This window comes from Asaia siamensis (assembly GCF_014635085.1).
Taxonomy (GTDB): Bacteria; Pseudomonadota; Alphaproteobacteria; order Acetobacterales; family Acetobacteraceae; genus Asaia; species Asaia siamensis.
Genome location: NZ_BMCH01000001.1, coordinates 299,031 through 324,835, shown reverse-complemented (window position 1 = coordinate 324,835; position 25,805 = coordinate 299,031). Strand labels below are relative to the sequence as shown.

General features: G+C 61.2%; 20 protein-coding genes and 2 pseudogenes. 9 read left to right on the top strand and 13 right to left on the bottom strand.

The features are described 5' to 3' along the window. Window positions 1-24: 24 nt before the first annotated feature. Window positions 25-1,287 carry an RsmB/NOP family class I SAM-dependent RNA methyltransferase gene (locus tag IEV53_RS01285; RefSeq protein WP_188424826.1) on the bottom strand — a complete coding sequence of 421 codons (1,263 nt, stop codon included), beginning with the start codon at window positions 1,285-1,287 and terminating at the stop codon, window positions 25-27. A 78-nt stretch (window positions 1,288-1,365) separates the two neighbouring features. Between IEV53_RS01285 and IEV53_RS01280 the strand changes: the two genes are divergently transcribed. From IEV53_RS01280 to IEV53_RS01260, 5 genes are all read left to right on the top strand, one after another. Next, window positions 1,366-2,043 (top strand): YggS family pyridoxal phosphate-dependent enzyme, encoded by a 678-nt coding sequence (locus tag IEV53_RS01280; protein ID WP_188424824.1) that lies wholly within the window; start codon window positions 1,366-1,368, stop codon window positions 2,041-2,043. Window positions 2,044-2,171: 128 nt separating this feature from the next. After that, a complete protein-coding gene (locus IEV53_RS01275; RefSeq protein ID WP_188424822.1) occupies window positions 2,172-4,160 on the top strand; it encodes a potassium transporter Kup in 1,989 nt (662 codons plus the stop codon). Beyond that, window positions 4,157-5,314: a radical SAM family heme chaperone HemW gene (gene hemW / locus IEV53_RS01270; RefSeq protein WP_188425377.1), complete on the top strand. Its 1,158-nt coding sequence runs from the start codon at window positions 4,157-4,159 to the stop codon at window positions 5,312-5,314. Before IEV53_RS01275 ends, hemW begins: the two co-directional genes overlap by 4 nt. A 146-nt stretch (window positions 5,315-5,460) precedes the next feature. Further along, entirely contained in the window at window positions 5,461-6,546 is a 1,086-nt protein-coding gene (locus IEV53_RS01265; RefSeq protein ID WP_188424820.1) for a nucleoside hydrolase, read from the top strand. A gap of 2 nt (window positions 6,547-6,548) precedes the next feature. Further along, window positions 6,549-6,971, top strand: coding sequence for a DUF1489 family protein (locus tag IEV53_RS01260; protein ID WP_188424817.1), 423 nt, complete (start codon window positions 6,549-6,551; stop codon window positions 6,969-6,971). On the opposite strand, the gene IEV53_RS01255 is transcribed toward IEV53_RS01260, so the two are convergent. From IEV53_RS01255 to rimP, 11 genes and pseudogenes are all read right to left on the bottom strand, one after another. Then, window positions 6,909-8,927, bottom strand: a complete 2,019-nt coding sequence (locus IEV53_RS01255; RefSeq protein ID WP_188424816.1) for an FUSC family protein — start codon at window positions 8,925-8,927, stop codon at window positions 6,909-6,911. The genes IEV53_RS01260 and IEV53_RS01255 overlap by 63 nt on opposite strands. 31 nt (window positions 8,928-8,958) lie before the next feature. Further along, window positions 8,959-10,389 (bottom strand): NAD(P)H-dependent flavin oxidoreductase, encoded by a 1,431-nt coding sequence (locus tag IEV53_RS01250; protein WP_188424814.1) that lies wholly within the window; start codon window positions 10,387-10,389, stop codon window positions 8,959-8,961. 59 nt (window positions 10,390-10,448) lie between these two features. Then, the gene (gene pnp, locus IEV53_RS01245) at window positions 10,449-12,602 is read right to left on the bottom strand and encodes a polyribonucleotide nucleotidyltransferase (RefSeq protein WP_188425376.1); all 2,154 of its coding nucleotides are present in this window, start codon (window positions 12,600-12,602) and stop codon (window positions 10,449-10,451) included. A 247-nt stretch (window positions 12,603-12,849) separates the two neighbouring features. Beyond that, window positions 12,850-13,119 carry a 30S ribosomal protein S15 gene (gene rpsO / locus IEV53_RS01240; RefSeq protein WP_127102740.1) on the bottom strand — a complete coding sequence of 90 codons (270 nt, stop codon included), beginning with the start codon at window positions 13,117-13,119 and terminating at the stop codon, window positions 12,850-12,852. Then, on the bottom strand, window positions 13,103-14,056 hold the full coding sequence (truB, locus tag IEV53_RS01235; protein ID WP_188424806.1) for a tRNA pseudouridine(55) synthase TruB: 954 nt from the start codon (window positions 14,054-14,056) through the stop codon (window positions 13,103-13,105). The genes rpsO and truB overlap by 17 nt, the downstream gene beginning before the upstream one ends. A 15-nt stretch (window positions 14,057-14,071) precedes the next feature. Further along, entirely contained in the window at window positions 14,072-14,500 is a 429-nt protein-coding gene (gene rbfA, locus IEV53_RS01230; RefSeq protein ID WP_188424804.1) for a 30S ribosome-binding factor RbfA, read from the bottom strand. Next, window positions 14,497-16,650: pseudogene (infB, locus tag IEV53_RS01225) on the bottom strand (translation initiation factor IF-2); the annotation flags it as partial. The pseudogene infB and the gene rbfA, both read right to left, overlap by 4 nt. A gap of 107 nt (window positions 16,651-16,757) precedes the next feature. After that, window positions 16,758-17,295, bottom strand: a pseudogene (locus tag IEV53_RS14930) (IF-2-associated domain-containing protein); the annotation flags it as partial. Then, entirely contained in the window at window positions 17,292-18,014 is a 723-nt protein-coding gene (locus tag IEV53_RS01220; RefSeq protein ID WP_188424800.1) for an RNA-binding protein, read from the bottom strand. The pseudogene IEV53_RS14930 and the gene IEV53_RS01220, both read right to left, overlap by 4 nt. Then, a complete protein-coding gene (gene nusA, locus IEV53_RS01215) occupies window positions 17,974-19,518 on the bottom strand; it encodes a transcription termination factor NusA (protein ID WP_188424798.1) in 1,545 nt (514 codons plus the stop codon). Before nusA ends, IEV53_RS01220 begins: the two co-directional genes overlap by 41 nt. Window positions 19,519-19,585: 67 nt before the next feature. Further along, the gene (gene rimP, locus IEV53_RS01210) at window positions 19,586-20,212 is read right to left on the bottom strand and encodes a ribosome maturation factor RimP (protein ID WP_188424796.1); all 627 of its coding nucleotides are present in this window, start codon (window positions 20,210-20,212) and stop codon (window positions 19,586-19,588) included. A 249-nt stretch (window positions 20,213-20,461) separates the two neighbouring features. Between rimP and IEV53_RS01205 the strand changes: the two genes are divergently transcribed. The 4 genes from IEV53_RS01205 to IEV53_RS01190 all read left to right on the top strand — a co-directional run bounded on the left by IEV53_RS01205 (window position 20,462) and on the right by IEV53_RS01190 (window position 24,171). Next, on the top strand, window positions 20,462-21,103 hold the full coding sequence (locus IEV53_RS01205) for a hypothetical protein (protein ID WP_188424795.1): 642 nt from the start codon (window positions 20,462-20,464) through the stop codon (window positions 21,101-21,103). Then, a complete protein-coding gene (locus tag IEV53_RS01200; RefSeq protein WP_188424793.1) occupies window positions 21,100-22,368 on the top strand; it encodes an AAA family ATPase in 1,269 nt (422 codons plus the stop codon). Before IEV53_RS01205 ends, IEV53_RS01200 begins: the two co-directional genes overlap by 4 nt. Window positions 22,369-22,389: 21 nt before the next feature. Next, a complete protein-coding gene (locus IEV53_RS01195; RefSeq protein ID WP_188424790.1) occupies window positions 22,390-23,343 on the top strand; it encodes a hypothetical protein in 954 nt (317 codons plus the stop codon). 243 nt (window positions 23,344-23,586) lie between these two features. Next, window positions 23,587-24,171: a DUF7010 family protein gene (locus IEV53_RS01190; RefSeq protein WP_188424788.1), complete on the top strand. Its 585-nt coding sequence runs from the start codon at window positions 23,587-23,589 to the stop codon at window positions 24,169-24,171. Between the two features lie 99 nt (window positions 24,172-24,270). Here IEV53_RS01190 and IEV53_RS01185 read toward each other — a convergent pair whose 3' ends face one another. Further along, window positions 24,271-25,719 (bottom strand): ABC transporter substrate-binding protein/permease, encoded by a 1,449-nt coding sequence (locus IEV53_RS01185; RefSeq protein ID WP_229719527.1) that lies wholly within the window; start codon window positions 25,717-25,719, stop codon window positions 24,271-24,273. Between the last annotated feature and the right edge of the window lie 86 nt (window positions 25,720-25,805).

Here is a 25,805-nt window from a genome sequence, read left to right as displayed (position 1 = left end):
CCTTTTTTCTAACGCAGATCTGTTTCAGGTGCTTTTGCGCAGCCTTGCCGCGAAAAATCCATCCATCCCGCCATGCTCGGCCCACATGCCGGGATGTGTACGGAATGTTCCCTGTTTCGTCAGGGCTTCGGGCATGGAGGCGAGGTCTTCCGCTGTGAAAGGCTCCAGCACCCAGCCACGCTTGAGAGCTGCGGCGACGCGCTGCGGGCCTTCCTCATCCTGAAGCGAACAGACGGCATAAAGCAGCACACCGCCGGGCTTGAGCATGGCTCCCGCTGCGTCGATCAGACGGTCCTGATCCTTGGCCAGAGCCAGCACATCACGCGGGCGCTTGACCCAGAGCACATCGGGGTGACGGCGCAGCGTGCCGGTGGCAGAGCACGGCGCATCGAGCAGGACAGCATCGACCTTTTCTTCAGGCTGCCAGACGAGCGCATCGGCAATAACGACCTTCGCGTCCAGCCCTAGCCGGTCGAGATTCTGTTTCAGACGCTTCGCCCGCGTTTCTTCGCGTTCGACCGCAATAACCTCGGCGCCTGCCACAGCCAGCTGGGCCGTCTTGCCGCCCGGTGCCGCACAGAGATCGATCACGCTCTGGCCGGGCTGAATGTTCAGCAGACGCGCCGGCATGGTGGCAGCGGCATCCTGCACCCAGAAAGCGCCCTCGTCGAAGCCCTCCAGTTCGGTCACGCGCGTACCTGGCGCGAAACGTAGGCTGCCATTGGGCATGACCTCACCGCCCTCGGGAGCGGCAGCGCCGGGGCGAAGGGTCAGATCGATGGGTGCCTCACGGTGCAGGCCTACCGCGATATCGCGCGCGCGCTTGTCCCATGCGGTCCAGAGCCAGGCAGGCACGTCCAGACGATCGGCATCAAGTCCTTCCGCCAGTTCATCGCCATCACGCGCGACACGGCGCAGAACGGCATTGGCAAGCCCTGCAAAGGGCGCCAGCCCGCGGCGGCGCAGCAGCGAGACGATGGTGCCGACAGCGGCATGAGGCGGGGTTTCGAGATGACGAAGCTGTGCCACCCCCATGAGCAACGCGCAGCGTACGGGCGCAGGCGGCTCGCGTCGCAGCAGCGGCTGAAGCAGCTCGGTCATGCTGCCCATATGGCGCAGAACGGTAGCCGCCAGACGATGCGCGCTGGCGCGGTCGCGCGGATCGGTCAGCGCGCTGCGGTCGAGCGTCGTCTCCAGCATGCGTCGATGCTCGACGACACCGCAGAGAATATCGAAGGCCAGATCGCGTGTCGGATCGGCGGGAATCTGTGAAGGTGCTTTGGACATTGCCTTGCCAATGGCATTTCGCGAAGCGGCGCGCTACCCCTTCCTGCATCCGAACAGCAACAACTTACGGAACCGGCCATGTCAAACGACACGCTTTCTTCCCGTCTCGATCAGATCCGCGCCCGTATCGGGCATGAATGCGTGCGCGTCGGACGCCCGGCAGAAGCCGTCAGGCTGGTCGCGGTCAGCAAGTTTCACCCGGCCTCTGCCGTCGAGGAAGCCCTGACAGCCGGGCAGAGAATTTTCGGCGAAAACCGTGTGCAGGAAGCCAGGGAAAAATTTCCGGCCCTGCGCGAACACTGGCCCGATCTGAAGCTGCACATCATCGGCAGCCTGCAGACGAACAAGGCACTGGAGGCCTGTCGTCTCGCCGATGTCATCGAGTCCGTCGATCGCCCCGGTCTGGTCGATGCGCTGTCACGCGCTGCTGACCGCCTCGGGCAGCTGCCTGATCTGTTCGTTCAGGTGAATACGGGCGACGAGCCGCAGAAATCTGGCGTGCCTCGCCACGAGGCTTCGCAGTTCATCACCCTTTGCAAGACCCGTTTCGGCGACTCCCTGAAAGGCGTGATGTGCATTCCGCCTGAAGAGGAAGATCCGGCGCCCCATTTCGCTTTTCTGGCGCAGCTCGCACATGAACATGAATTAATCGAATGTTCGATGGGGATGTCTGCCGACTTCGAAACGGCCATCGCGCACGGGGCCACGCTCGTCCGTGTCGGCACCGCCATCTTCGGCACCCGTCCCAAACCCTGATTTCACAAAAGCCACTGCGATAGCGTGCTTGCGGTCGCCGGAAAAACCATCGTATGGCAGGCCTTATGTCAGTGATCGCTCACATCTATGTGTGCGACGCAGCGTGCTTGCCATGAGTTGGAACAGAAATGACAGACAGGCCTGACGGATTGCCAGGTTCGACAAACGCCGCAGCACCAGCCAGTGCGAAGACGGCGACCGACGGACACGGCTCAATCCGTGAGTTCGGTGCGACTGAAGATCTGCACAAGAAGGCACCGGTCGGCCTCGCGGGGCTTCTGGGTGTGCTGGGCGTCGTCTATGGCGATATCGGCACGAGCCCGCTCTACGCCTTTCAGGCCTCGGTCCAGATCGTCGGTTCCATTCGTCACCCGGCAGAAAGCTGGGAGATCATGGGCATTGAAAGCCTGATCTTCTGGGCGTTGATGCTGGTTGTGACGATCAAATACGTCATGCTGGTGATGCGGGCCGATCATGATGGCGAGGGCGGAATTATCGCCCTCATGTCACTGGCCCAGCGCGTCTGCAAATCACCGAAATTCCGATGGATCTTCGGCATTGTCGGCATCGGCGGCGCCTGCCTGTTCTTCGGTGACGGCATCATCACCCCTGCCGTTTCGGTGCTTTCAGCCATCGAGGGCATCGAGGTCTCTGTGCCCTCGGCCTCGCATATCATCATCCCGGTGGCGATCATCATCCTGATCGCGCTTTTCAGCGCGCAGGCTCTTGGCACAGGCAAGATCGGCCGCGCGTTTGGCCCCATCATGATGGTGTGGTTCCTGACGCTGGCAGTGATGGGCATTCACTCCATCATGCAGACGCCCGGCATTCTCATGGCCCTCTCGCCCTATTATGCCGCGCAGTTTGTCTTCTATCACGGCTGGCTTGCCTTCATCGCGCTTGGCTCGGTCGTGCTCTCCGTGACAGGTGCCGAGGCACTCTACGCCGATATGGGGCATTTCGGCCGTGCCCCGATCCGTTATGCCTGGCTGTTCTTCGTCCTGCCTTCACTGACGCTCAACTATCTCGGTCAGGGCGCATTGCTGCTTCGCAACCCGGCCGCGCTGCAGAACCCGTTCTATCATCTGGCCCCCGGCTGGGCGCAGATCCCGCTTCTGCTGCTTGCCACCATGGCAACAGTCATTGCGAGCCAGGCCGGTATCTCCGGCGGGTTCTCTCTCTGCCGCCAGCTCATTCAGCTCGGGTATCTGCCGCGCATGCGCATCATGCACACCAATGCAGAAGAAGAAGCGCAGATCTATCTGCCCGTCTTCAACTGGGTGCTGGCTCTGGGCTCGATCCTGCTGGTGCTCTCCTTCCGCTCGTCCTCGGCTCTGGCCGCGGCTTACGGCATTGCTGTGACCGGCACCTTCATGTGCACCGCCGTGCTGGCGATGGTCGTGTTCCGCCGCGTGTTCAACTGGAGCGTGCCGCTGGCCGGTCTCGTGTTCGGGTTCTTCCTGATCAGTGACGGCACGTTCTTTGCAGCCAATGTGCTGAAAATTCCCGATGGGGGCTGGGTGCCGCTCGCGATCGGTGTGTCGGCAACGATCCTCATGACAACATGGGCGCGTGGCCGCAGCCTTATCCGCGCCCGTCAGGCAGCGGACTCATTGCCCATGGCGTCGTTCCTCGCGCGACTGCCGCAATCGCGCACCGTGCGTGTGCCGGGAATGGCCGTGTTCCTGACCGCCAATCCCGACACGGTGCCGACCTGCCTGCTGCATAATCTCAAGCACAACAAGGTGCTGCATGATCATGTGCTGTTCGTCACCGTGCAGAACCTCGACCAGCCGGAAGCAGAGCGCGGCCATCGCGCCATGGTGCAGGAACTTGCACCGAACATCTATCGAGTGATCGTGCGCTACGGCTTCATGGAAATGCCCAACCTGCCCAAGGCACTCGAAGAGCTGAATGCCGCCGGGGTCGAGTTCGATGCCATACAGGCCTCCTATTTCGTCTCCCGTGAGCTGGTGGTGCGCTCTACCCTGTCCAAACTCTCGATCTGGCGCATGTGGCTGTTCCTGCTGATGGTGCGTAATGCCACCCCCAGCACCGAGTTCTTCCGCATTCCGCCAGACCGCGTGGTCGAGCTGGGCGTGAGGATCGCAATCTGAGCGACCCCACCCCGCTCTCGCTTTATGTGCATTGGCCATTCTGTCTGGCGAAATGCCCCTATTGCGACTTCAACTCCCATGTGCGGGACGAGATTCCCCATCAGCGCTTCACGACAGCGCTGAGGCAGGAGCTCGCCTCTGACGCCGCCCGCACGGGGCGGCGGGCCTTGCGCTCGATCTTTTTCGGTGGGGGTACCCCCTCCCTGATGCAGCCCGAGACCGTGGCGTTGCTGATCGAGGATGCACGCCAGCATTTCGACGCGCCCGAGGATCTTGAAATCACGCTCGAGGCCAATCCCACCAGCGTCGAGCGCGGCAAGCTCGCCGCGTTTCGTGAGGCCGGCGTCAATCGTGTCTCTCTGGGCATACAAAGTCTGGATGAGACAGATCTGCGTTTTCTGGGGCGCGAGCATTCGGCTTCCCAGGCCATTGCCGCGCTCGAAACCGCACGCACCCTGTTTCCCCGGCTGTCTTTTGACCTCATCTATGCGCGCCCCGGCCAGACACTGAGCGCATGGGAGGCCGAATTGCGTCGGGCGCTCGATCTCGCCTCCGATCATCTCTCGCTCTATCAGCTGACCATCGAGCAGGGAACGAAGTTTGAAGGGCTTTACCGGCAAGGGCGTTTCGTCCTGCCTGAAGAAGACGATGCAGCCCTTCTTTACGAAAAGACCGCCGAGATTGCCGGCCTCTACGGGCTGCAGGATTATGAGATCTCGAACTACGCCCGCCCCGGCGCGGAGAGTCGTCACAACCTGACCTACTGGCGCTATCAGGATTATATCGGCATCGGCCCGGGTGCGCATGGGCGCCTGACGCTTGATGGCGCGCTCATGGCCACACGCCGCCACAGGGCGCCGGAAATCTGGGCGGATCGGGTCGAGCAGCGCGGGAGCGGCTCAACCGATGAAACCCCGCTTTCCTCCGAAGAGCGCGGACGCGAAGCCCTGCTGATGGGCCTGCGCCTGCGTGAAGGGATCGCGCTTGACTGGTTTGAAGAACGTACTGGCCGCAGGATGCAGGAATGCGTCGATGCACGCATTCTCGAAGGTGCGCTCGAGGAAGACTATCTGACGCTCACCGAGCAACGCCTGATTGCGACCGATGAAGGGCGTATCAGGCTTGAAGCCCTGCTCGGGGCACTCGTCCTCTAGGGCGACGACAACCCTGAACGGCGCAGCGTTTGTTTTTCCGCAAGGCTGCGGCCCAAAGGCGCAAACGCCTGCTTCCCTTGCGACACCGATCAGCTAGAAACGAGTAACGGGGGAACCCTTCCCCCTTCTCGGAGTAAGAGCTTTCCATGCGTCGTTTCCTTGCCAGTCTGGCTCTTGCCGCCCTTACGATCGGTTCAGCCCATGCCGGGGCTTCCTCAGGACCGGAACTCGTCATTGCCGATAATGACTATCTCGGCCCGGGTGGCTCAAACATCCAATCCGTCATCCCGCTGCTGAACAACCCGAAACTCCGGGTGCTCGGCCTGACAGTGGTGGCGGGTGATGACTGGGAGAATGCCGAGAGCGCGCGCATCCGTCGTTTCCTCGAGATTTCCGGCCATCGCGATGTGCCGGTATTCGACGGGGCGACTCAGCCTCTGGTCAATACAGTGGCCCTTACCCGCCTGCGCGAGCAGCAATTCGGCACCCTTCCCTGGAAAGGGGCCTGGGGCGGCCTGGGTTCGATGAGCAATACGCCTGACACGCAACCCGCCGTCGCCACAACGCCCGATGGTGCCCCCACGCTCCAGCCGCAGGGTATTCCGGCCGCCCTGTTCATGATCCAGCAGGTTCATGCCCATCCGCATGAGGTGACGATTATTGAAGCGGGGCCAATGACCAATCTCGCACTCGCCATCAGGCTCGACCCGAGCTTTGCCAGCACGGCCAAGCAGCTCGTCTTCATGGGCGGGTATCTTGATCTGTCGATGATGTCCGTCACGGGAAATGCCGATAACGGCTCGGATTTCAACCTGATCTTCGATCCGGAAGCGGCGCATATCACCCTCACCGCACCCTGGCCACGCATCACTTCGGTGGCCAATGTCTCCAACGATGTCGTGCTGTCGAAAGACGAAGTCGCCGCTATCGCACACAACCACAAGACGCCGGTCACCGATTATCTGGTGAAATACAACGTGCCGCTTGCGATGTGGGACGAGGTCACGAGCGCCATTGTGGCCGATCCGGCACTCGTGACCAAGGCACAGGATGCCTACATGGATGTCGAGATCAGCAAGGGCATCGGCTATGGCCATGCCTATGTCTGGCCCGACTCCCTCGCCCCCAGGGGGATGGGCGTGCGCAAGGTGCGTATCATCCAGGCCATCGACACCGCCCGGTTCAAGAAAGACTATGCCGACTGGGCGCAAGGCTTCATGGGTAAGCACTGATATTGCTCAACATGATCAAACTGGTGGTTGGATGCACCACACTCGATGAACTTGCCGCCTGGATGCAGCGCGGCGAGCGCGTCGAGGGATATGGCGTGATCCGTACCCGCACCATGCCGAAACAGGCCGATGAGATCAGCGGACAGGGCTCGCTCTATCGTGTCATGGGTGGGCTTGTTCTGTGCCGTCAGCCCATCGTCGGGTTTCGCCCCTTCACCAGACCCGATGGGCAGCTCGGCACGCATATCCTGGTAACAGACGACATCATCCCCGTGCATCCACGGGCCATGCGTCCGTTTCAGGGCTGGCGCTACCTCAAGCCGGAGGACGCCCCACCCGATCTGGGCGGTGGGAGCGCCGTCTCAGGTATCGAGGATCTGCCGCCCGCCCTGCGTCGCAGCCTCTCGGAACTCTGCCTGATCTGAAGCGGGGTGGCGGCGCGCCAGACGCAGAAGCAGCGCCTCGTCACGCAACAGAGAGATGATTTCCGGCAGGGCCTCGCCTCTGGTGAGCGCCTCGCTCCATCCTTCGAAACGGGCCGCCTCGTCTGCATTCGGATCCCGAAGGCCATTCTGCATATCGAAGCGGTAAAGCGTCATCTCGCCACTCAGCCGACGCAACGCTTTCAGCGTTTCCTGACGAATCAGAAAATCGCCGTCATGCAGCTGCACGGCCAACCCGCCGAAAAGTGGCAGCCCCCCGCGTGAGAATTCGGCCGCAATCGTGGTCATGCCTGCCTCACGCTGCGCCTTGTCCGTCTCACCCGGCAGACGGTCGCCGTGCAGAACAAGGCTCGCATAGCGGAAATTCGCCTCAATGGCGCGCTTCACCAGCCCGTCACGATCGGCATCGCTGCGCTGAGGCCAGAGCAGCAGCACACAGAACAGGGCGATACCGCTGCCGATCAGATTATCCAGCACTCTCGCCCAGATAATGCCGCCCCCCGGCATCACGGCCTCGGCAATCACCACGACAAGGCCGGTCAGGAAAAACACCAGCATGGTGTAATTGACCGCCCTCGTGGCGATGGCGGCGAGCGACATGAAGACTGCGACGACCAGAAGGGCCGATTTGCCTGGCAGGACCAGTGCACAAAGCGCGGCCAGAAGACTGCCGCCGACACTGCCGATCACACGCTCGACGCTGCGCACCAGCGTGACATTGCCTGCGGGCTGCATCACGAGCAGGGCGGCGATCAACGCCCAGTAGGAAAATCCCTCCCCCCCGTAGAGACAGACGATCTGCGTCAGGGTCAAGGCGAGGGAAAGACGACAGGCATGACGCCATATCGCAGGTGTAAGCACTCTCAGAGCAGCGCCCTGCGCTGCCTCCGCCTCCTGATGGCGGCGCGAGAACGCCGCGATCATGCGCTCGAACGCCTCGGCACAGGCAATAATCGGCATGGCATGTACCACGCCCCCGATACGCGCCTTGCGATCCAATGTCTGGGCCAGCTGCCCGAGAATTCTGAAATCGGGTTCGGGTCGGGCCGCCTGACGCATGCATTCATGGCAGGCCATCCCGAGACGAGCGAGCAGATTGCGCAACTCAGGCGCGAGAGGCCCGGCCTCTGCCTGGTGTTCAAGCGCCAGAAGCGCCGTAAAGACACGCTCGGCGGCCGTCAGGGCTGCTTCCATGCGGCGCCTGAGCCGGAAATTGCCGTGTCGTGCATCGAGCACCGTCAGCAATCCACGGGCACGCTCGATGGCGTTGCGCGCTGCCTGGCGATGCACCGTTTCACGCAGCCGCCCCGCTGCAAGCTCACGTGCCATCAGGTCGAGGATATAATAGGTTGCGGCAATGCTGCGCCGTGCAGGCGCATAGGGCTGCTGCCGCCACAGTACGAGGCAGAACAGCGTGGCAAGAGCGCCGCCTGCAAAGAACAGACCGGCTATCTCGGCAGCCCTCACCGGCTCAGAGGGGAATCCCGTCGCCGCGACAGCAGCGCAGCCCGCCAGTACCCAGAGCTGCATGACCGCAGGAGAAAAGACGCGCGCCAGCCCGCAGCCCAGACCAATCAGAGCCACCAGGGGCAAGGTCGCAAGAGAGCCGAAGACGCTCAGGGCGGAGACAATGAAAACCAGCGCCGTCCCGGCAAGCGTGAACCCACCGAGAACCTGAAAACGTTCGCGGTCGGGACCGCCCGGATCGATCAGACAGGCCCAGAAACAGGCGAAGGCGATCCAGGCCAGGACGGGCTGGTCGAAGAACAGTGACGGCGCCAGCGCCAGCGCCGTAACAAGAGCCGCACGTCCTCCCTCATACAGGCTGAGCTGTTCGGGGGAGAGCGTGATGGCATAACGCGCAAGATGGTTGGTAGCGGAGGTAATCAGAGAAGCAAAAGGGCGAGAGGCAGAAAGACGGGAATGCGTCTTCATCATGCCGCAACGCTCCTTTGCAAAAAGGGGGCGCTCAGCGCCCCGTCATGATCTGCTCGACCAGTTGTCTGACTGTCGGCGTGAAGCCAGCAGCATAAAACGGATCGCTTCCGAAACGCCATGCATTGGTGCCACCAAACATCAGGTTATTATCAACAACCTGATCGGCCAGTGCCTGACCGGCACTGTCATCGACATGCGCGATGTCCTGCAGGCTCTTCTGAATACAGAAGGAACGCGGGTCAGCTTTGGCACCATTGGTGTAATTCGGCCCGCGCTGGCTCCAGTTGGAGAAGCGGCATTCAGACAGGCAGCCCATGCAGGCAACCTGCTCGGCCACGATCACGCGGCTCTCTTCCGGGGTCACGAACACGAGGGTCGAGTCCGGCGTGCGCATGGCCTCGGTATAACCTGCGGCCTCCCAGGCCAGAACATGAGCGCGATCGGCTGCGGTCATGAACACCTCGCGCTTGCGCGCACCGATGCCATGGGGCGTGTCGTGCTCACCCACCGGCTCGCTGCTATACGCCACCTGGCGTTCCGAGCGGCCACGCAGATTCATCATGAAGCTGTTATTCACCGCCGAGGAATAGAACCCCGTTGGCGAGAAGCGATTGAGATAGACATCGCCTTCATGCAGCTGGCGCAGGCGGCGTTTCCAGGCATCCGGAATCGGGCTTTCCTGCGTCAGAAGCGGTCGTGTGCCGAACTGGAACACGATCGGGCCGATTTCCGGATTATTGAACCAGTGCGCCCATTCCTCGAGCCACCACACGCCGCCGGCCATGATGATCGGCACGGTTTCGAGACCGAACTGGTTCATCGCCTTGCGCAGCGCAGCAACGCGCGGATACGGATCTTCCGGGTGCAGCGGGTTTTCGGTGTTCGACAACCCGTTATGCCCACCGGCACGCCACGGATCTTCATAAACGACCGCGCCCAGAAGCTCGGCCGTCTTGTGATAGGCGCGCTTCCACAGCGCGTTGAAGGCACGCGCGGAGGAGACGATCGGATAGTAATGAACGTTATGACGCGCCGCGATTTCGGAAAGACGATAGGGCATGCCTGCGCCGCAGGTGAGACCGTCGATCAGTCCGGGAGCCTGTTCGAGAATGCCCTCGATCACCAACTCGGCGCCACCCATCTCCCAAAGAAGATTGGCGTTGATCATGCCGTTGCTGCCTGCGATCTCGCGGGCAATCCTGACCTGGGTGATACCGCCTTCGATGGCGTAGCGAATCAGCTCTTCATGCCGTTCGCGCCGCGTGCGGCCTGAATAGGTCTGCGGAATGCGGTTGCCATCTTTATCATAACTGTCGGCATTGACGGCAGAAACGGTGCCTACGCCACCAGCGGCGGCCCAATGCCCGGCAGAAATACCAGTCGAGACCGAAACGCCCTTCCCACCTTCAACAAGGGGAAGAACATCCCGGCCAGCCATGCGGACGGTATCAATCGACATCATAATCTATGTTGTACTCCGAGTGGGGCGGCTTTTGCACCGCCCCCTCATGAAACGGCAGGTCAGTCAGCGTCACGCTGTCTGGACGGACGGGACGGCTTTGCGCCGACGCTTTCCGAGATATCGGCGCCCGTCTGCTGGTCGACGACACGCATCGAGAGCTTTACCTTGCCGCGGTCGTCGAAGCCGACAACCTTCACCTTCACGGCGTCACCCTGCTTGACGACATCCGTGGTCTTGGCCACGCGGGCATCGCTCAGCTCGGAGATATGCACCAGACCGTCGCGCGGGCCGAGGAAGTTCACGAACGCGCCGAAATCGGCGGTCTTGACGACCTTGCCATCGTAGATGCGACCGATTTCCGGCTCTGCCACGATACCTTCGATGCGCGAGATGGCCTTCTGGGCCTGCTCGTCATTCGAGGCCGCGATGGTGATCACGCCTTCGTCGTTGATATCAACCTTGGCACCCGAGAACTCGACGATCTCGCGAATGACCTTGCCACCCGAACCGATCACATCGCGGATCTTTTCCTTGGCGATGGTCATGGTCGTGATCTTCGGCGCATTGCGCGACACGCCTTCACGGCCTTCGTCGATCGCCTTCGCCATTTCGCCGAGGATGTGCAGACGGCCATCACGGGCCTGCTCGAGCGCAACCTTCATGATTTCAGGCGTGATCGAGGTGATCTTGATGTCCATCTGAAGCGCGGTGATGCCCGCTTCCGTACCGGCCACCTTGAAATCCATGTCGCCGAGATGATCTTCGTCGCCGAGAATGTCGGAAAGAACGGCGTAGCCGCGATCTTCCTTGATCAGACCCATGGCGATACCGGCAACAGGGCGCGGCAGCGGCACGCCGGCATCCATGAGGGCCAGAGACGAGCCGCAGACGGTTGCCATCGACGAAGAGCCGTTGCTCTCGGTGATTTCAGACACGATACGCACGGTGTACGGGAAACGGTCCTTGCCCGGCAGCAGCGGGTGAAGAGCGCGCCAGGCCAGCTTGCCATGACCGATTTCACGACGGCCCGGGCTGCCCATGCGACCACACTCACCGACCGAATAGGGAGGGAAGTTGTAGTGCAGCATGAAGTTGGAGCGGTATTCGCCCTCAAGCGCATCAATGATCTGCTCGTCCTGCGTCGTGCCGAGCGTGGCAACGACCAGAGCCTGCGTCTCACCACGGGTGAACAGCGCGGAACCATGAGCGCGCGGCAGGATGCCGACTTCGGACACGATCGGACGGACCGTCTTGGTGTCGCGACCATCGATACGCTGGCCGGTCTTCAGAATGGCGCCACGAACGACCTGAGCCTCGAGCTCCTTGAGCATCGGCTTGGCAGAATCGACGTCGAGACCTTCTTCAAGAAGCCCTTCGATGATGCGCCCCTTGGCGATGGCGATCTTCTCGTAACGCGCCTGCTTTGCCTTTTCCTTGTAGGCATCGGCCATGAGCTTGGTGCCGATCTTTTCCACGCGCTTGCGCAGAGCGATCTGCTCCTTGGTCGGGCCTTCGAGATTCCAGGGCTGCTTTGCAGCATGCTCGGCAAGATCGATGATCGCATCGATAACCGGCTGGAATGCGGCATGACCGGCGGTGACGGCGTCGAGCATCACTTCTTCCGAAAGCTCGGAAGCCTCGGATTCAACCATCAGCACGCCTTCGGTCGTACCGGCAACAACCAGGTCGAGGGCGCTTTCCTTCATCTCGGCAACGGTCGGGTTGATGACCGTACGACCGTCGATGATGCCAACGCGAGCAACGCCGACCGGACCATAGAAAGGAATACCAGAAAGCGTCAGGGCAGCCGAGCAGCCGATGAGCGCGACCAGACCGGGGTCGTTCTCCATGTCATGGCTGAGAACAGTCGCCGTGACCTGCACTTCGTTGCGGAAGTTATCCGGGAAGAGCGGACGGATCGGACGGTCGATCAGACGCGAAATCAGGGTTTCGCTCTCGGAAGGACGCCCTTCGCGCTTGAAGAAGCCACCCGGGATACGGCCAGCTGCGTAAGCCTTTTCCTGATAGTTGACCGTCAGCGGGAAGAAGTCCTGACCCGGCTTGACACTCTTTGCGCCAACGGCCGTGCAAAGCACAACCGTGTCGCCGTAGGTCACGACAACAGCACCGTCAGCCTGACGGGCAATCTTGCCGGTTTCGATGACGAGCGGGCGGCCTGCCCAGTCGATTTCCTTGCGGAAGTAGTTGAACATCATTCAGTCCTGAGAATGCGGCTTGTCACCGGGAACGGGGAGAAGGAGGGAACGGGCCCTGACTGGCTGGCAGCGTTTCGGACGGCATGGCAAGAACGACCGGGATCGGACCGGCATGTCACCATGTGGCCTGAAACGCCGAAGGCCGGTTCTGTCTCCAGCTTCAACGTTCAAAGGCGCAGCCTGTTGGCCCGCCGCCAGAAGGACGGCGGGCAGTGGCGGAGACGAGGCGCTCCGCCCGAGCATGTTAGCGGCGCAGGCCGAGACGCTCGATAAGGGTCTGGTAGCGGCCCTGGTCCTTGCGCTTGAGGTAGTCAAGCAGGCCACGACGCTGACCGACGAGCATCAGGAGACCACGACGGGAGTGGAAGTCCTTCTTGTGCGTCTGCAGATGGCCCGTCAGGTTGACGATGCGCTCGCTCAGCAGGGCAACCTGGACTTCCGGTGACCCGGTATCGGTCGGATTGGTCTTGTATTCTTCGATAAGCGCCGTGCGGCGTTCAGCTGTAATCGACATCTCTGTCTCCGTATTTAAACGACTCGAATATCCGTATCGGCTTGAGACGGCCCTCCTGGACGCGGCACAACCCGACAAGACACCCCCCCTCCTGGGCCTGCAGAATGTCGCCATCCTGCATTGTCAGCATCAGATCGAGGCGGTCTGTCAGAGCGAGGCTCTGACCGAAGCGCAAGGCCTGTGCTTCTGCGTCGGTCACGGCCAGAGCCGGGATGTCGGCCAGCGCGGTCGAGACCGGGCGCAGAAACGCTGAAAGTGCATCGGCCTTGTCGTCATTTTGGATCAGCTTGTCCAGTGTTATCGCATGTTTCTCCTCGAACGGACCGCATTTGGTCCGACGCAGGACAGCGATATGCCCGACAGTTCCACAGGCCAGGGCAATGTCTCGGGCGAGGCTGCGCATATAGACGCCCTTGCCCGATTGAACCTCGAAAATCGCGTGATCGCGATCAGGGCGTTCGACCAGAACGATGGAGTCAACACGCGCCGGGCGCGGGGGCAGTTCGGGCGGTTTGCCAGCACGGGCGAGATCATAGGAGCGCTCACCATCGACCTTCAACGCCGAATAGACAGGTGGGACCTGCATGATGTCACCCGTCAGCGCCGGGAGCGCCGCGCGCAGTTCCTCATCCGATGGACGGTGTGCGCTCGTGGCAACCACCTCCCCTTCACGATCGTCCGTCGTGCGGGATTCGCCCAGGAAAAGCGTGAAGCGATAACGCTTGGTCGCATCCATGATGTAGGGAATTGTCTTGGTGGCCTGACCGAAAGCAACAGGCAGAATACCCGTCGCGAGGGGGTCGAGTGTGCCACCATGACCGGCCTTCTTCGCATCGAACAGGCGACGCGCCTTGTTCACGACATCGGTGGAGCCGATATGCAGGCCCTTATCGACGACCAGCCAGCCGTCGATATCCTGCCCTTTCTTGCGTCCCATGATGGGTCGCTCCGTTCAGTCTTTTGATTCGAGGTCGCGCTTGACCTCGGGTGTGCGCATGAGCGCGTCCATGTCCATTGCGTGTTCCAGAGCCGTATCGGGCTGGAAATGGATCTCTGGCACCATGCGCGAACGCAGTGTCTTGGACAGCCCTGTCCGCAGGAAAGGGGCGACACGCTTCAGCGCAGGAAGGATTTCCTCGACGTCACTCCGACCCAGACGGCATACGAACGCTGTGGCGTGACGGAAGTCGGGCGAAATACGCACCTCCGTCACCGTCACACGCACGTCGACCAGTTCAGGGTCGCGGAACTCAGTGCGCGCGAAAATCTCCGAGAGGACACGACGGACCTCTTCGGACATTCTCAACTGACGCTGCGACGGTCCGCCGGCGGCGTCGCCGGGGCCTGAGAACCCCGGAACCTTGGAACGCGATCCCCTCATGCAGGGATCACTTCCATCTCGAAGCACTCGACGACATCGCCTTCGCGCAGGTCGTTGTAACCGGCAAAGGACAGACCGCATTCGTAGTTGCGAGCCACTTCCTTGACGTCGTCCTTGAAGCGCTTGAGCTGGCTCAGATCGCCTTCATGGATCACCACGTTGTCACGCAGCAGACGCACGCCGCAGCCGCGCTTGACCACGCCCTCCGTGACATAGCAGCCCGCAACCTTGCCAACCTTGGTGATGTTGAACACCTGGCGGATCTCGGCGTAGCCCAGGAACTTCTCGCGATGCTTGGGCGCAACCTTGCCCTTGACCAGCTGCTCCACATCGTCGGTCACCTGATAGATGATCGAGTAGTAGCGGATATCCACGTCTTCACGCTGCGCCATCTCACGTGCCTGCGTCGTTGCACGCACGTTGAAGGCGACGATGATGGCGTTGGATGCCTTGGCAAGCTGGATGTCGCTTTCCGTGATCTGACCGACAGAAGCGTTCAGCACGCGGATGCGCACTTCCTCATGCTCGAGCTTGAGCACGGAAGCCTCGATCGCCTCGGCAGAACCCTGCACGTCAGCCTTGATGAGCAGAGCCACTTCCTTCTGCTCACCAGCCTGGATACGGGCCAGCATCTGGTCGAGTGTACCACGGGCTGCGGCACGACCTGCGGCCATCTTGTCACGCTGGCGACGCTGACGGAACTCGCAGATCTCGCGGGCACGGTTCTCGTTTTCGACAACCACGAACGGCTCGCCAGCACCCGGAACACCGGTGATGCCAAGCAGTTCGACCGGCATGGAGGGGCCAGCTTCCTTGAGCTGACGGCCCTTGTCGTCGAGCATGGCGCGCACGCGCCCCCACTCGGCGCCAGCCACCACGATATCGGAGCGGTTGAGCGTACCCTTCTGGACCAGCACAGTCGCCACCGGACCGCGACCACGGTCGAGACGGCTTTCGATGACGGACCCTTCGGCCACACGGTTCGGATTCGCCTTGAGGTCGAGCACTTCTGCCTGAAGCAGAATGGCTTCTTCCAGCTTGTCCAGACCCGTACGCTTCAGCGCCGAAACCTCGACATCCTGCACGTCACCGCCCAGGGCTTCGACCACGATCTCGTGGCTGAGGAGCGCCTGACGGACACGGTCGGGGTTTGCACCCGGCTTGTCGATCTTGTTGATGGCAACGATGATCGGCGCATCGGCAGCCTTGGCATGCTTGATGGCTTCAATCGTCTGCGGCATCACGCCGTCATCTGCCGCAACGACCAGAACGACCACGTCGGTGACAGAGGCACCACGGGCACGCATGGAGGTAAACGCTTCATGGCCTGGCGTATCAACGAAGGTGATCTTTGCACCGCTCGGTACCGTCACCTGATAGGCGCCGATATGCTGGGTGATGCCACCGGCTTCGCCAGCGGCCACATCGGTGGTGCGCAGCGCGTCGAGCAGCGAGGTCTTGCCGTGATCGACATGGCCCATGACCGTAACGACCGGAGCGCGGGGCTGCAGTTCGTCTTCGCGGTCGTCCACACCCTCGATGCCCAGCTCGACGTCGCTCTCGGCGACACGACGGACACGATGGCCGAACTCACTGATGACCAGCTCTGCCGTATCGGCATCGATCAGCTGGGTTGCGGTCGCCATGACGCCCATTTTCATGAGAGCCTTGACGACTTCAGCCTGACGCAGCGCCATACGGTTGGCCAGTTCGGCGACCGAGATGGACTCGGGCAGGATCACGTCACGCACAACGCGGACCTGATCGGCACGCAGACGCTCGAGTTCGGCCTGGCGACGCTCACGATCACGCTGACGACGAACCGAAGCGAGCGAACGCGTCTTGTCGTCATCGCCTTCAATGGCGGCACGCACGTCGATGCGGCCCGAACGACGCGAATCACCGCTCTTCTTGGGCGCCGCCGGTGCGCCACGACGCGGCGGCACTGCCGGAGCACGACGCGGGCCAGCGCGACGATCATCTTCCGTCTCGCCACCACGACGGAGGTGCAGCGTCTCGTTACGCGGTGCCGCAGCCGCTGCGGGGCTGGCGGCAGGGGCCGGCTTGGGTGTGACAGGGCGCGGGGCCATGACAGCACGCTCGGCCAGCGGACGCAGACGCTCCATTGGTGCAGCCAGCTGCACACCACCGGAGCGACGTGCCGTCTCGGCGGCATCGAGCGGGGCACGGCGAGCGGCTTCTTCGCGCTCACGCTCAGCTACACGCGCCTTGCGCTGCTCTTCAAGAGCTTCCTGCTTGGCACGATCTTCGGCTGCTGCCGCCATCTGGCGCTCATGCTCTTCCGCTTCGCGGGCCAGTTCGGCCTCACGCGCTGCAGCTTCGGCACGCGCCTCTTCTTCACGCTTTGCTTCTTCAGCTGCGGAGAGAATGCGGATCTTTTCTTCTTCAGCGCGAGCCGCTTCGCGAGCGGCTTCCTTGCGCTGCTCTTCGAGCACGCGCTGACGAATCGCGAGTTCAGCCGGCGTCAGGGCGCGACCAGCACCGGCGCGGCCGCCACGACCACCCGCTGCCCCGCGGCCATCCTTGCGCTCGTTTGTTTCGCGCTTCTTACGCACTTCGACCTGGACCACTTTCGAGCGGCCATGGCTGAAGCTCTGACGCACCGATCCTGCGTCTACCGTCCGCCCGAGTTCCATGCGCCCGCCCGGACGCAGGGACAGACGTCCCTTACCCTGGTCACCCTGAGCCTGGGCGCCCTGATCCTGGACATTCTGGCCCTCTGTCTGGCCGCCCTGAGCCTGAGTGCCCTGGTTCCGTTCGTTGCCTTCGCTCATATACCTGCCTGTTCCCGTGCGAGCCGCTCTGTCAGCGGCTCAGGAACCAACCCATCGGTCAGCCCCAAAAATCGTTCATGCTCAGCCATCAGACGCTGCGCGAGCGCCCCAGGCGCTATCACAACATAGACCGCATGTTCCCGTCCGAATGCCGTCGCAAGCATCTGGGCCGGTAACGTCAGCATCGGAAGTTTGTTGTTTCCCGATATCAGACGCCGCAACTCATCCGGGCTTCCGCCCGATCCCTGGATCACCAGACCAGCCTTGCCGCCGGCAATCCATTCGCGACACTTAACAAACCCACAGAGAGCCTGACCGGCCCGGCGCGCGAGACCGAGCCCCTGCACCAGCCGCGCTTCTATTCCTGAAACCAGTACCTGCGCAATATCCTCAGGTACCTTTACCGGCTGACGCGCTGCCCTTGAAAAGACATGACGCGTCCGCGCGGTTTCTAGCACATCCCGCTTGGCACTCAACCAGATTCCCCGCCCCGGCAGCTTCGCTGCCAGATCGGGAACCACCAGGCCATCGGGCGAGATGACGAAACGCAGCATGACATCGGGATTTCCACTCTCTCGAGTGACGATGCAGCGTCGCTGCGGGCCTTTCTCGTCATCCAGCTCGATCGGATCGAGATTGTTTGACGAGAGTATATCCTGCGCCCCTGTTTCGTGAAACTCAGACGTCGGAAGCCTCCCCTTCCTCGGGGGACTCGGCATCCGCTTCTCCATCGAACCAGTGAGCACGTGCCGCCATGATGATCTCATTAGCAGCGTCTTCATCGATATTGTCATCGCCGAGCATTTCGACAAGCTCGTCACCAGCAAGATCGGCCAGATCATCAAGGCTTTTCACGCCCTTCTCACCCAGCGTCACCAGCATGGCATTGGTAAACACGCCCAGCTCGGCAATTGAGTCTTCAACGCCGAGTCCGCGACGCTTGTCGTCCAGCTCCTGCTCCTTCTGCACGAGGAATTCCTCGGCGCGACGCATCAGCTCTTCGGCAACACTCTCATCGAAACCCTCGATGGCATGCAGCTCGTCGGGATCGGCGTAAGCCAGCTCTTCGATGGTGTGGAACCCTTCGGTCACCAACAGACCTGCGATCACGTCATCGACATCGAGCGCATCGACGAAGAGCTGTGTACGCTTGCGGAACTCTTCCTGACGACGCTCCGATTCTTCGGCCTCGGTAAGAATATCGATATCCCAGCGCGTCAACTGGCTTGCCAGGCGCACGTTCTGACCGCGACGACCGATGGCCAGCGAAAGCTGCTCGTTCGGCACGACGACTTCGACGCGACCAGCTTCCTCATCCATGACCACCTTGGTCACTTCGGCAGGTGCCAGAGCATTCACGACAAAAGTCGCAGCCTGCGGGCTCCAGGGGATGATATCAATCTTTTCGCCCTGCAGTTCGGCAACAACGGCCTGCACGCGCGAGCCGCGCATACCGACGCAGGCGCCGACAGGATCGATCGAAGCGTCCTTGGAGATGACGGCCATCTTGGCGCGCGAACCCGGATCACGGGCAACCGCCTTGATCTCGATGATGCCATCATAGATCTCGGGGACTTCCTGCGCGAACAGCTTGGCAAGGAAGGCCGGATGCGTGCGGCTCAGGAAGATCTGCGGGCCACGCGTCTCGTCGCGCACATCATAGATATAGGCACGCACGCGATCCGAGTTGCGGAACGACTCGCGGGGGATCAGCTCATCGCGACGCAGCAGAGCCTCGGTATGGCCGATCTCGACCATGAGGTTGCCGTATTCGGTGCGCTTGACGGTACCGTTGACGATCTCGCCTACGCGGTCCTTGAATTCGTTGTACTGCTTCTTGCGCTCATATTCGCGCACGCGCTGAACGATAACCTGCTTGGCAGTCTGGGCCGCAATGCGTCCGAAATCGATCGGCGGCAGCGGGTCGACCAGATGCTCGCCAATCTTGATCTCGGGCTGGAACTTCAGCGCGATGGCGTGAGGAATCTGCGTATCTTCATTCTCGACGGTCTCGACAACCTCGGTCCAGCGCGACAGGCGCACTTCACCGGAGCGACGGTCGATGGTCGCGCGAATGTCCTTTTCATGACCGTATTTCGCACGTCCGGCCTTCTGGATGGCCTGTTCCATCGCCTCCAGAACTTCTTCACGATCGATATTCTTTTCACGCGAAACAGCGTCTGCCACCAGAAGCAGCTCAGGACGGGTAACGGAGGTGTCCATCAGACGAAATCCTCAAATACGGAGCGCGAAACCGCGCGGAACGGCAGAAACGGAATAGGCGAAAAACTCAGTGCGTCTTGCGTCCGGGTCTGGAACCTTTACCCGGCTTGGCAGGGTTGAGCTTCGGCGTCTTGCGACGCGTGGCATCATCTTCTTCTGCCCCTTCGTCTTCCGACGCAATGCCCATCATGGCCGCACTGGCCTCGATCAGAGCATCGGTGAGCACCAGACGCGCCTTGCGGATGGTCTCGATCGGCAGGACAGCCTCTTCGCCATCATCCAGACGGATCACTGCGGCATTTTCACGCGTGCCGGTAATAATGCCGGAAAAACGCTTGCGGCCATTGAGCGGCAGATCGAGTTCGGCCTTGACGAGATGACCAGCAAAGCGGTCCCAATCCTTGAGGCGCGTCAGCGGACGATCAATGCCAGCGGAGGACACTTCAAGTGTCCAGGCGCCGGGGATCGGATCATCGACGTCGAGCACGGCACCAACGGCGTGGCTGATCTGCTCGCAATCCTCGATCCCGATCAGCGAGCCGTCAGCACGGTCGGCCATGATCTGGATGGTCGGGGTCTCACGCCCCAGGACGCTCAGACGCACGATCTCGTAGCCGAGATCGGTCAGAGTCGGCTCGATCTGCTGCGCGATACGCGCTTCAAGACCGTTCAGGCTGGGAATTTCATTAGCCAAGACAAAAAAGGCGGCCCGTCAAGGCCACCCCCCGATAAGACGAAAGATGAAAGGAATTACGTCTGTCTAGGCCAATCCAGCGCTCATTGCAAGACTCGTCCCATGCAGGCGCCGGATGGCCACGCCACATGAGTGACGCCACCTCTCCGGAGAAGCAGTCGCAGACCCAGGGCCTCGTAACTTTTGATTACACTCGCCATGTAACACCCCTCTTGCGGGGGAGGTTTCGATCCTGCCACAGTTGCATTGATGAACGATACGCCCGAGCCACAACTCAAACCGCTCACTCACGGCGATGATGGCGGACGCCATCAGCATGCCCACGAGCGCGGCAGCATGGTGCCCAAGCTCGTCATGGCTTCGGCTATCGTGATGGCGTGTATGGGCGGTGCTTACTGGCATAGCGCATCCTCAGGCTCAGCTGCCGGGCTTCAGCCTTCGCGTGCAGCGGGCCCCGTTGAAGCTGCCGAACCCCAGATACGGGCCGATGCCATCCATCTTGGGGCGCAGTTCGCGCTCATTGGAGCGGGGCAGGCTCCTGCGGCGCTCGCCCGGTCGGGTTTCGACGGCCAGCAGAAAACAGAGATTCTTGCCGCAGTGAAAAACCGGCGCATGCGGCTCGTCAGGATGCCGATTGCCCAGATTGCCGGGATACCGGGACAGACAGTGTCGATCACTTCAGGGGGCATAACGCAAAAACTGATGCTGAAACCCGAACTTCAGGCGGTTGTCCTGCCGATCTATCTTGCAGGTGAAGTCACAATCACCCCCATAACCCCACCCCCGGCAGGCGGTCTGCAAACGGGAATCCTGACCGCGCTCGGCCCCCAGGTTCTTCCCACTCTGGCCCGCCTTGACCAGCAGATCGTTCTGGACGTTATCGTACAATGAAAGCGCTGATGCCCGCCCTCAATCGCCTCATGCCCGTCATGATGGTGATCTTTCTCATCCTCGCCAGCATCCAGGCGGCCGTGTCGTTGCATCTTTCGGGCGGGATGCTGATTCACTTCCTTTCCTGGGCGCGTGACGCGTATCCTCCCATCGTCGGTCTGACCGCTCTCCTCACCATTTCCGGGCTTCTTTATGAAGTTCGTTCCGCAAAACTTGCCCGCAAGGGGCTCCGCCGTCGCAAAGGTTTCGTTATGGATATTCTGGCCCGCCTGACAAACCGCGTCGCCCTTGAGGATCTGCTCGCACAGGAGCAGAAAGAGGTCGCCATCAATGCAGAAGAGCTTGCGGCCGGCCTGAGGGCAAAAGTGGTCGGGCAGGACCAGGTCTGCGAGGATATCGCCCAGCAGCTTCGACGCAGGCTGGCGCTTACCGTCCGCAACAAACCCGTGGGTATCTTCCTTCTCGCAGGGCCGCCAGGCACTGGCAAAACCTACCTTGCCAAGCAGATTGCCCGTCAGATGGATCGCCCGCTCCTTCATTTCGATATGACGCAGATGTCGAGCCCTCACGCAGCCACCATGCTTTTCGGCTCGCCAAAGGGCTATGTCGGCTCGGACAGTTTCGGCAAGCTGACAGGCGGATTGCAGGAGAAGCCCGATGCGATCGTTCTTCTGGACGAGATCGAGAAAGCTCATCCTGACGTCTTCAAGAAATTCCTGACGGCGTGGAACGACGGTCACGTAACCGAGGCATCGACTGGCGCCCAGATTTCGACCACACGCGCCATCTTCATGCTGACGTCTAACATCGCGACCGAAGCCCTGACCGAGATCGCGGATCGCCTTCATGATGATGCTGATAAAATGCGCGCGGAATCGACTGAGGCCCTTCGCAAGGCCGGGTTTGCCCCTGAGGTGCTCAACCGCCTCGACCGGATCTTCGTATTCCGCCAATTGCGCGATCTCGATCTTGCCCGCGTTGCTGCCTTGGAAATCGAAGCAATGATCAAGGGCTATGGCCTCAACGTCGAGGCAGGCGGTATCGACGCCCATCTGCTCTTCCAATTGATGCAGCGTCAGCAGAAGCTGGGCGCAGGCGCGTCCGCACGCGATCTTGTCCGCTCGATCGAGGATATGGTGAGCGAAAGCCTGATTCTTGCACGACAGAACAACGCCAAGCTCGTGCGCCTTGTCATGGAAAGCGATGGCGTCAAGGCCGAGATCGCGGATGATTCCGCATCCCTCAATGCGCGTCTAGCACCCTGAGCCCAGGCGGGATTATCACCAGTGTCAGCCTTTACCCGCCTCTGGCGCCGCGCTCCTGTCTGGCGTTCCATGATCTACCTCATGGTCTTCTTCACGATCATGAGCCTGTTTTTCCCAATGCCGTGGATGCTGTCACACGCTCCTTGGCTGCAGCGCATACCCGGAATGCAACGCCCGGGCGCACCGAGTGCGAGCTCTGCTGATAATCAGCCCGCCGCTCCGGGATCGGGCGCACCAGCACCGGATGCCCCGGTTGATAACACCAATCGTCTGATAACACCTGACATCACGACAGCACTTACCGGCACGATCCCATTTGGCGGACACACCCTGCCCTTGCCTGCTGGTGTGTGGCATCCGGTGCTGACGGGGCAGTTCGGCCCGGGCGGCCTTATGCTGATCAATATACTGGTACGGACCGATCGGGGCGTTGTCACCGGAGTTATGATTGCCCGCACGGCAACCGAGCAGCTTCCCCTGGATGTCGTTCAGGCTGCCACGTCCCATTGCCATGACGACCGGAATTACGCCTCCCATATCTACTCCGACCGCCCGGATGGCCGGAACGAATGCGCCTTTGTCGCCAATGCCGTAATGGGGCCAAATGGCGCAATTTCGTCTGACGAGTTGATCCAGATCGCCTTCAAGCGCCTGAGTGCCCTTGGCTTCCCGATGCCTTCACTGTTTGTCGTCGCCAACTGGATACTGAGCAGCGGTGCAACCGATGCCACCAAGGGAAGCTCTGCCGTCACCTATCTGCTTGCTCCAACAAAGCCGGGCACGGTCCAGCTTCTGGCGCCTCTTCCTTATTGGGATAAGGCCGCGCTCGCTCAAGTCCCTGCGGCTGATGAGTTTATCCGCAAGACGGATCGCTGGCTGTCGCGCTGGGTCCCTCTCCTTCGCCAGAGCATGATGCGCGATGTCGGCAATATGGCGGTCTCCCCGGATCTGGCGCGCGACCCTTCGGCCCCCTGAGATCATCCCCCGGCTCTTCGAGGGGCTGGAGGTCCCCTCAGCTTTCCTGATCTCTTGAGCCTATCCTTTTTTTGCCTGCCGGGATTCGTCCCAGCGGCACAGAAGGGCGGTCAGGACCGGCAGACCGCAGCCTGTATGATCGGGATATTGTGATCCTTTCTCCCTCGTTTTCGTAGCGAAACGCTCTTCGACGCCGTCGTCCTGAGAGGCAGAATGCTCTCCTTGCAGCGCGGGGAACATGCCATGTCGAACGAATCAGAGAGACCTCTTTCCGCGTTGCGCAGGGAGTATCTGCAAGGATGCACGACGGCCATGCCGGTTGCGGGGCTGATTTCATGGGCAACGCTTGCGGTGGCGAGCTTTCTCATGGGGGCGAGACTGCCTCTGATCGCCGTGTTTTTCGTCCCGTCAATCCCGGTGCCCCTTGCCCTTCTCATCGACAGAATGCGTGGGAATACCGGTCTCAAGCCAGACAATCGGCATAATCCAATTCTGCAGCTCTTCATGCGCTTCATAACCGTCACAGGGCTGTTGATCCCCTTTGTCATCCTGGCAGCCCGTGCGGCACATAACCCTGCCTTGCTCGTGCTGGGCCTTGCCATTCTGTCCGGGATGGTATGGGTCCCCCATGGCTGGGGCGCCGATGACAGGGCTGGATTCATTCACTTCATCCTGCGCACTGTCCTTTGCTACCTCGCCTACCTCTTTACACCATCCGGGTTGCAGGTCTGTGCAATCGCCGCAGCAACAGCTGCAAGCTATCTCTATGCCATCGCCGCAATGAAAAAGCCGGAGGAAGCCACACACTCTGCCGACTCGGTTTTCTGATGCCGACAAGCAGGGGGACCACGGAACAGAGGCCCCTCTGACACGAGCCCGGCACCGCAATCAGGTTACTTTTTACGTGCCCTTTTGTAACAGAATTTCCTAGTGATGCCCCGAGCGCATCAGGCTGCGTCCCAGCCTGCGCTCGACATGACGGGCAAAACGGACGAAAGGCAGACCGAGAAGCAGATAAGCGCCTCCGATCAGAAGACCTGTGCCGATATAGTCATAATAGGTCGAGGAAAGCCGGATATAGGTCTTCGTCAGTTCGGTAAGCGTGATCACGCTCACAAGCGACGAATCCTTCAGGAGCGCGATGAAGTCATTGGTCATCACCGGCAGAACCGTGCGGAAAGCCTGAGGAATAATGACCAGACGTAACGCCTGACGATGCGTCATGTTGAGCGCGATGGCTGCTTCCATCTGGCCACGCGGCACGGAAGACAGGCCCGCCCTGTAATTCTCGGCCTCATACGCAGCGTAATTCAGCCCCAGCGCCAGCACACCGGCGAAAAAAGGCGAGAGCTTGATGCCCATTCCTGGCAGGCCATAGAAGATGAACAGGATCTGGATCAGAAGCGGCGTTCCGCGCACGATCTCGATATAAAGCCCGGTGATCCAGCGCAGCCAGCCGGGACCATAATGACGCCCAAGCGCCAGCGCCAACCCGAGACTCACGGCAATAACCATCGACAGCGCCGAGACGACAAGCGTCAGGATCGCGGCCTCGCCAATATCGGGCAGGAAGCCGATATAGCGCTTCAACTGGCCAAGCCAGCCCGTCTGGGCACGCATGGCATTTCGGTAGCGCAGCCACTCATCCGGCTTCACGTCGCGCTGAACATGGTCGCCCGTCATCTCTGCCATTTCCGGCGTCCAGAGATTCCAGCGTGCCAGCAGGATCTGCAATGTCCCGTCCTGCATCATCGCACCGAGAGCGCGATCAACCTCGTCGTGAAGCGCGGTACTGCCCTGTTTGAAGGCGATGCCATAACGGGTCTGGCCCACAGGCGGGCCGACAATCTCAAGGTCGTCGGTGATGCCAGCGTAATAGAGCGCGATCGGCCCATCGAGCAGAAGGGCATCGAGCCTGCCATTACGCAGATCCGAAAAAGCGTAGGTCTCTTCCTCATAGGAGCGCACGGTGATGCTGGCTTCGCGCTGAAGCAGACGCTCCGCCAAAGTCTCCTTGATGGTCCCGACCACATGGCCACGCAGAGCCGCAAAACTGTTCAGATCCATTCGGTCGCGCCGCACCACGATGCGATCACCCGTAACGTAATAGGGGCGTGAAAACAGAGCGGCCTGAAGGTGATCGGGCGTCATTTCGATGCCATCGACCACCATCTGATACATGCCGCGTTGCAGCCCGGGGATCAGACCATCCCAGTCATTCTGCACGAAGCGGGCTTTGCGATGCAGGCGACGCGCAATCTCCTGCACCATGTCATATTCGAACCCTTCCAGATGGTTCAGATCTGCAGGATCATGAAAAACATACGGCACATTGGCTTCGCCGTCCGATGCCCAGCTCAACTCGGGCAGCCCCACATCCCTGCTTGGGGCACTCGCGGACGGCGCAGGTGCAGCGGCATCCGGCGCTGCGACGGCTCCCACAGGGGAAAAGAGGCAAAGAA

Excerpts from the sequence above, each read along its gene's own strand:
- rpsO (WP_127102740.1), bottom strand. The coding sequence starts at position 13,119 with ATGTCGATTACAGCTGAACGCCGCACGGCGCTTATCGAAGAATACAAG.
- pnp (WP_188425376.1), bottom strand. The coding sequence starts at position 12,602 with ATGTTCAACTACTTCCGCAAGGAAATCGACTGGGCAGGCCGCCCGCTC.
- nusA (WP_188424798.1), bottom strand. The coding sequence starts at position 19,518 with ATGGACACCTCCGTTACCCGTCCTGAGCTGCTTCTGGTGGCAGACGCT.
- truB (WP_188424806.1), bottom strand. The coding sequence starts at position 14,056 with ATGGGACGCAAGAAAGGGCAGGATATCGACGGCTGGCTGGTCGTCGAT.
- IEV53_RS01200 (WP_188424793.1), top strand. The coding sequence starts at position 21,100 with ATGAAAGCGCTGATGCCCGCCCTCAATCGCCTCATGCCCGTCATGATG.
- IEV53_RS01275 (WP_188424822.1), top strand. The coding sequence starts at position 2,172 with ATGACAGACAGGCCTGACGGATTGCCAGGTTCGACAAACGCCGCAGCA.
- IEV53_RS01265 (WP_188424820.1), top strand. The coding sequence starts at position 5,461 with ATGCGTCGTTTCCTTGCCAGTCTGGCTCTTGCCGCCCTTACGATCGGT.
- rbfA (WP_188424804.1), bottom strand. The coding sequence starts at position 14,500 with ATGAGGGGATCGCGTTCCAAGGTTCCGGGGTTCTCAGGCCCCGGCGAC.
- IEV53_RS01190 (WP_188424788.1), top strand. The coding sequence starts at position 23,587 with ATGTCGAACGAATCAGAGAGACCTCTTTCCGCGTTGCGCAGGGAGTAT.
- IEV53_RS01250 (WP_188424814.1), bottom strand. The coding sequence starts at position 10,389 with ATGATGTCGATTGATACCGTCCGCATGGCTGGCCGGGATGTTCTTCCC.
- IEV53_RS01220 (WP_188424800.1), bottom strand. The coding sequence starts at position 18,014 with ATGCCGAGTCCCCCGAGGAAGGGGAGGCTTCCGACGTCTGAGTTTCAC.
- IEV53_RS01280 (WP_188424824.1), top strand. The coding sequence starts at position 1,366 with ATGTCAAACGACACGCTTTCTTCCCGTCTCGATCAGATCCGCGCCCGT.
- IEV53_RS01285 (WP_188424826.1), bottom strand. The coding sequence starts at position 1,287 with ATGTCCAAAGCACCTTCACAGATTCCCGCCGATCCGACACGCGATCTG.
- IEV53_RS01255 (WP_188424816.1), bottom strand. The coding sequence starts at position 8,927 with ATGATGAAGACGCATTCCCGTCTTTCTGCCTCTCGCCCTTTTGCTTCT.
- IEV53_RS01205 (WP_188424795.1), top strand. The coding sequence starts at position 20,462 with ATGAACGATACGCCCGAGCCACAACTCAAACCGCTCACTCACGGCGAT.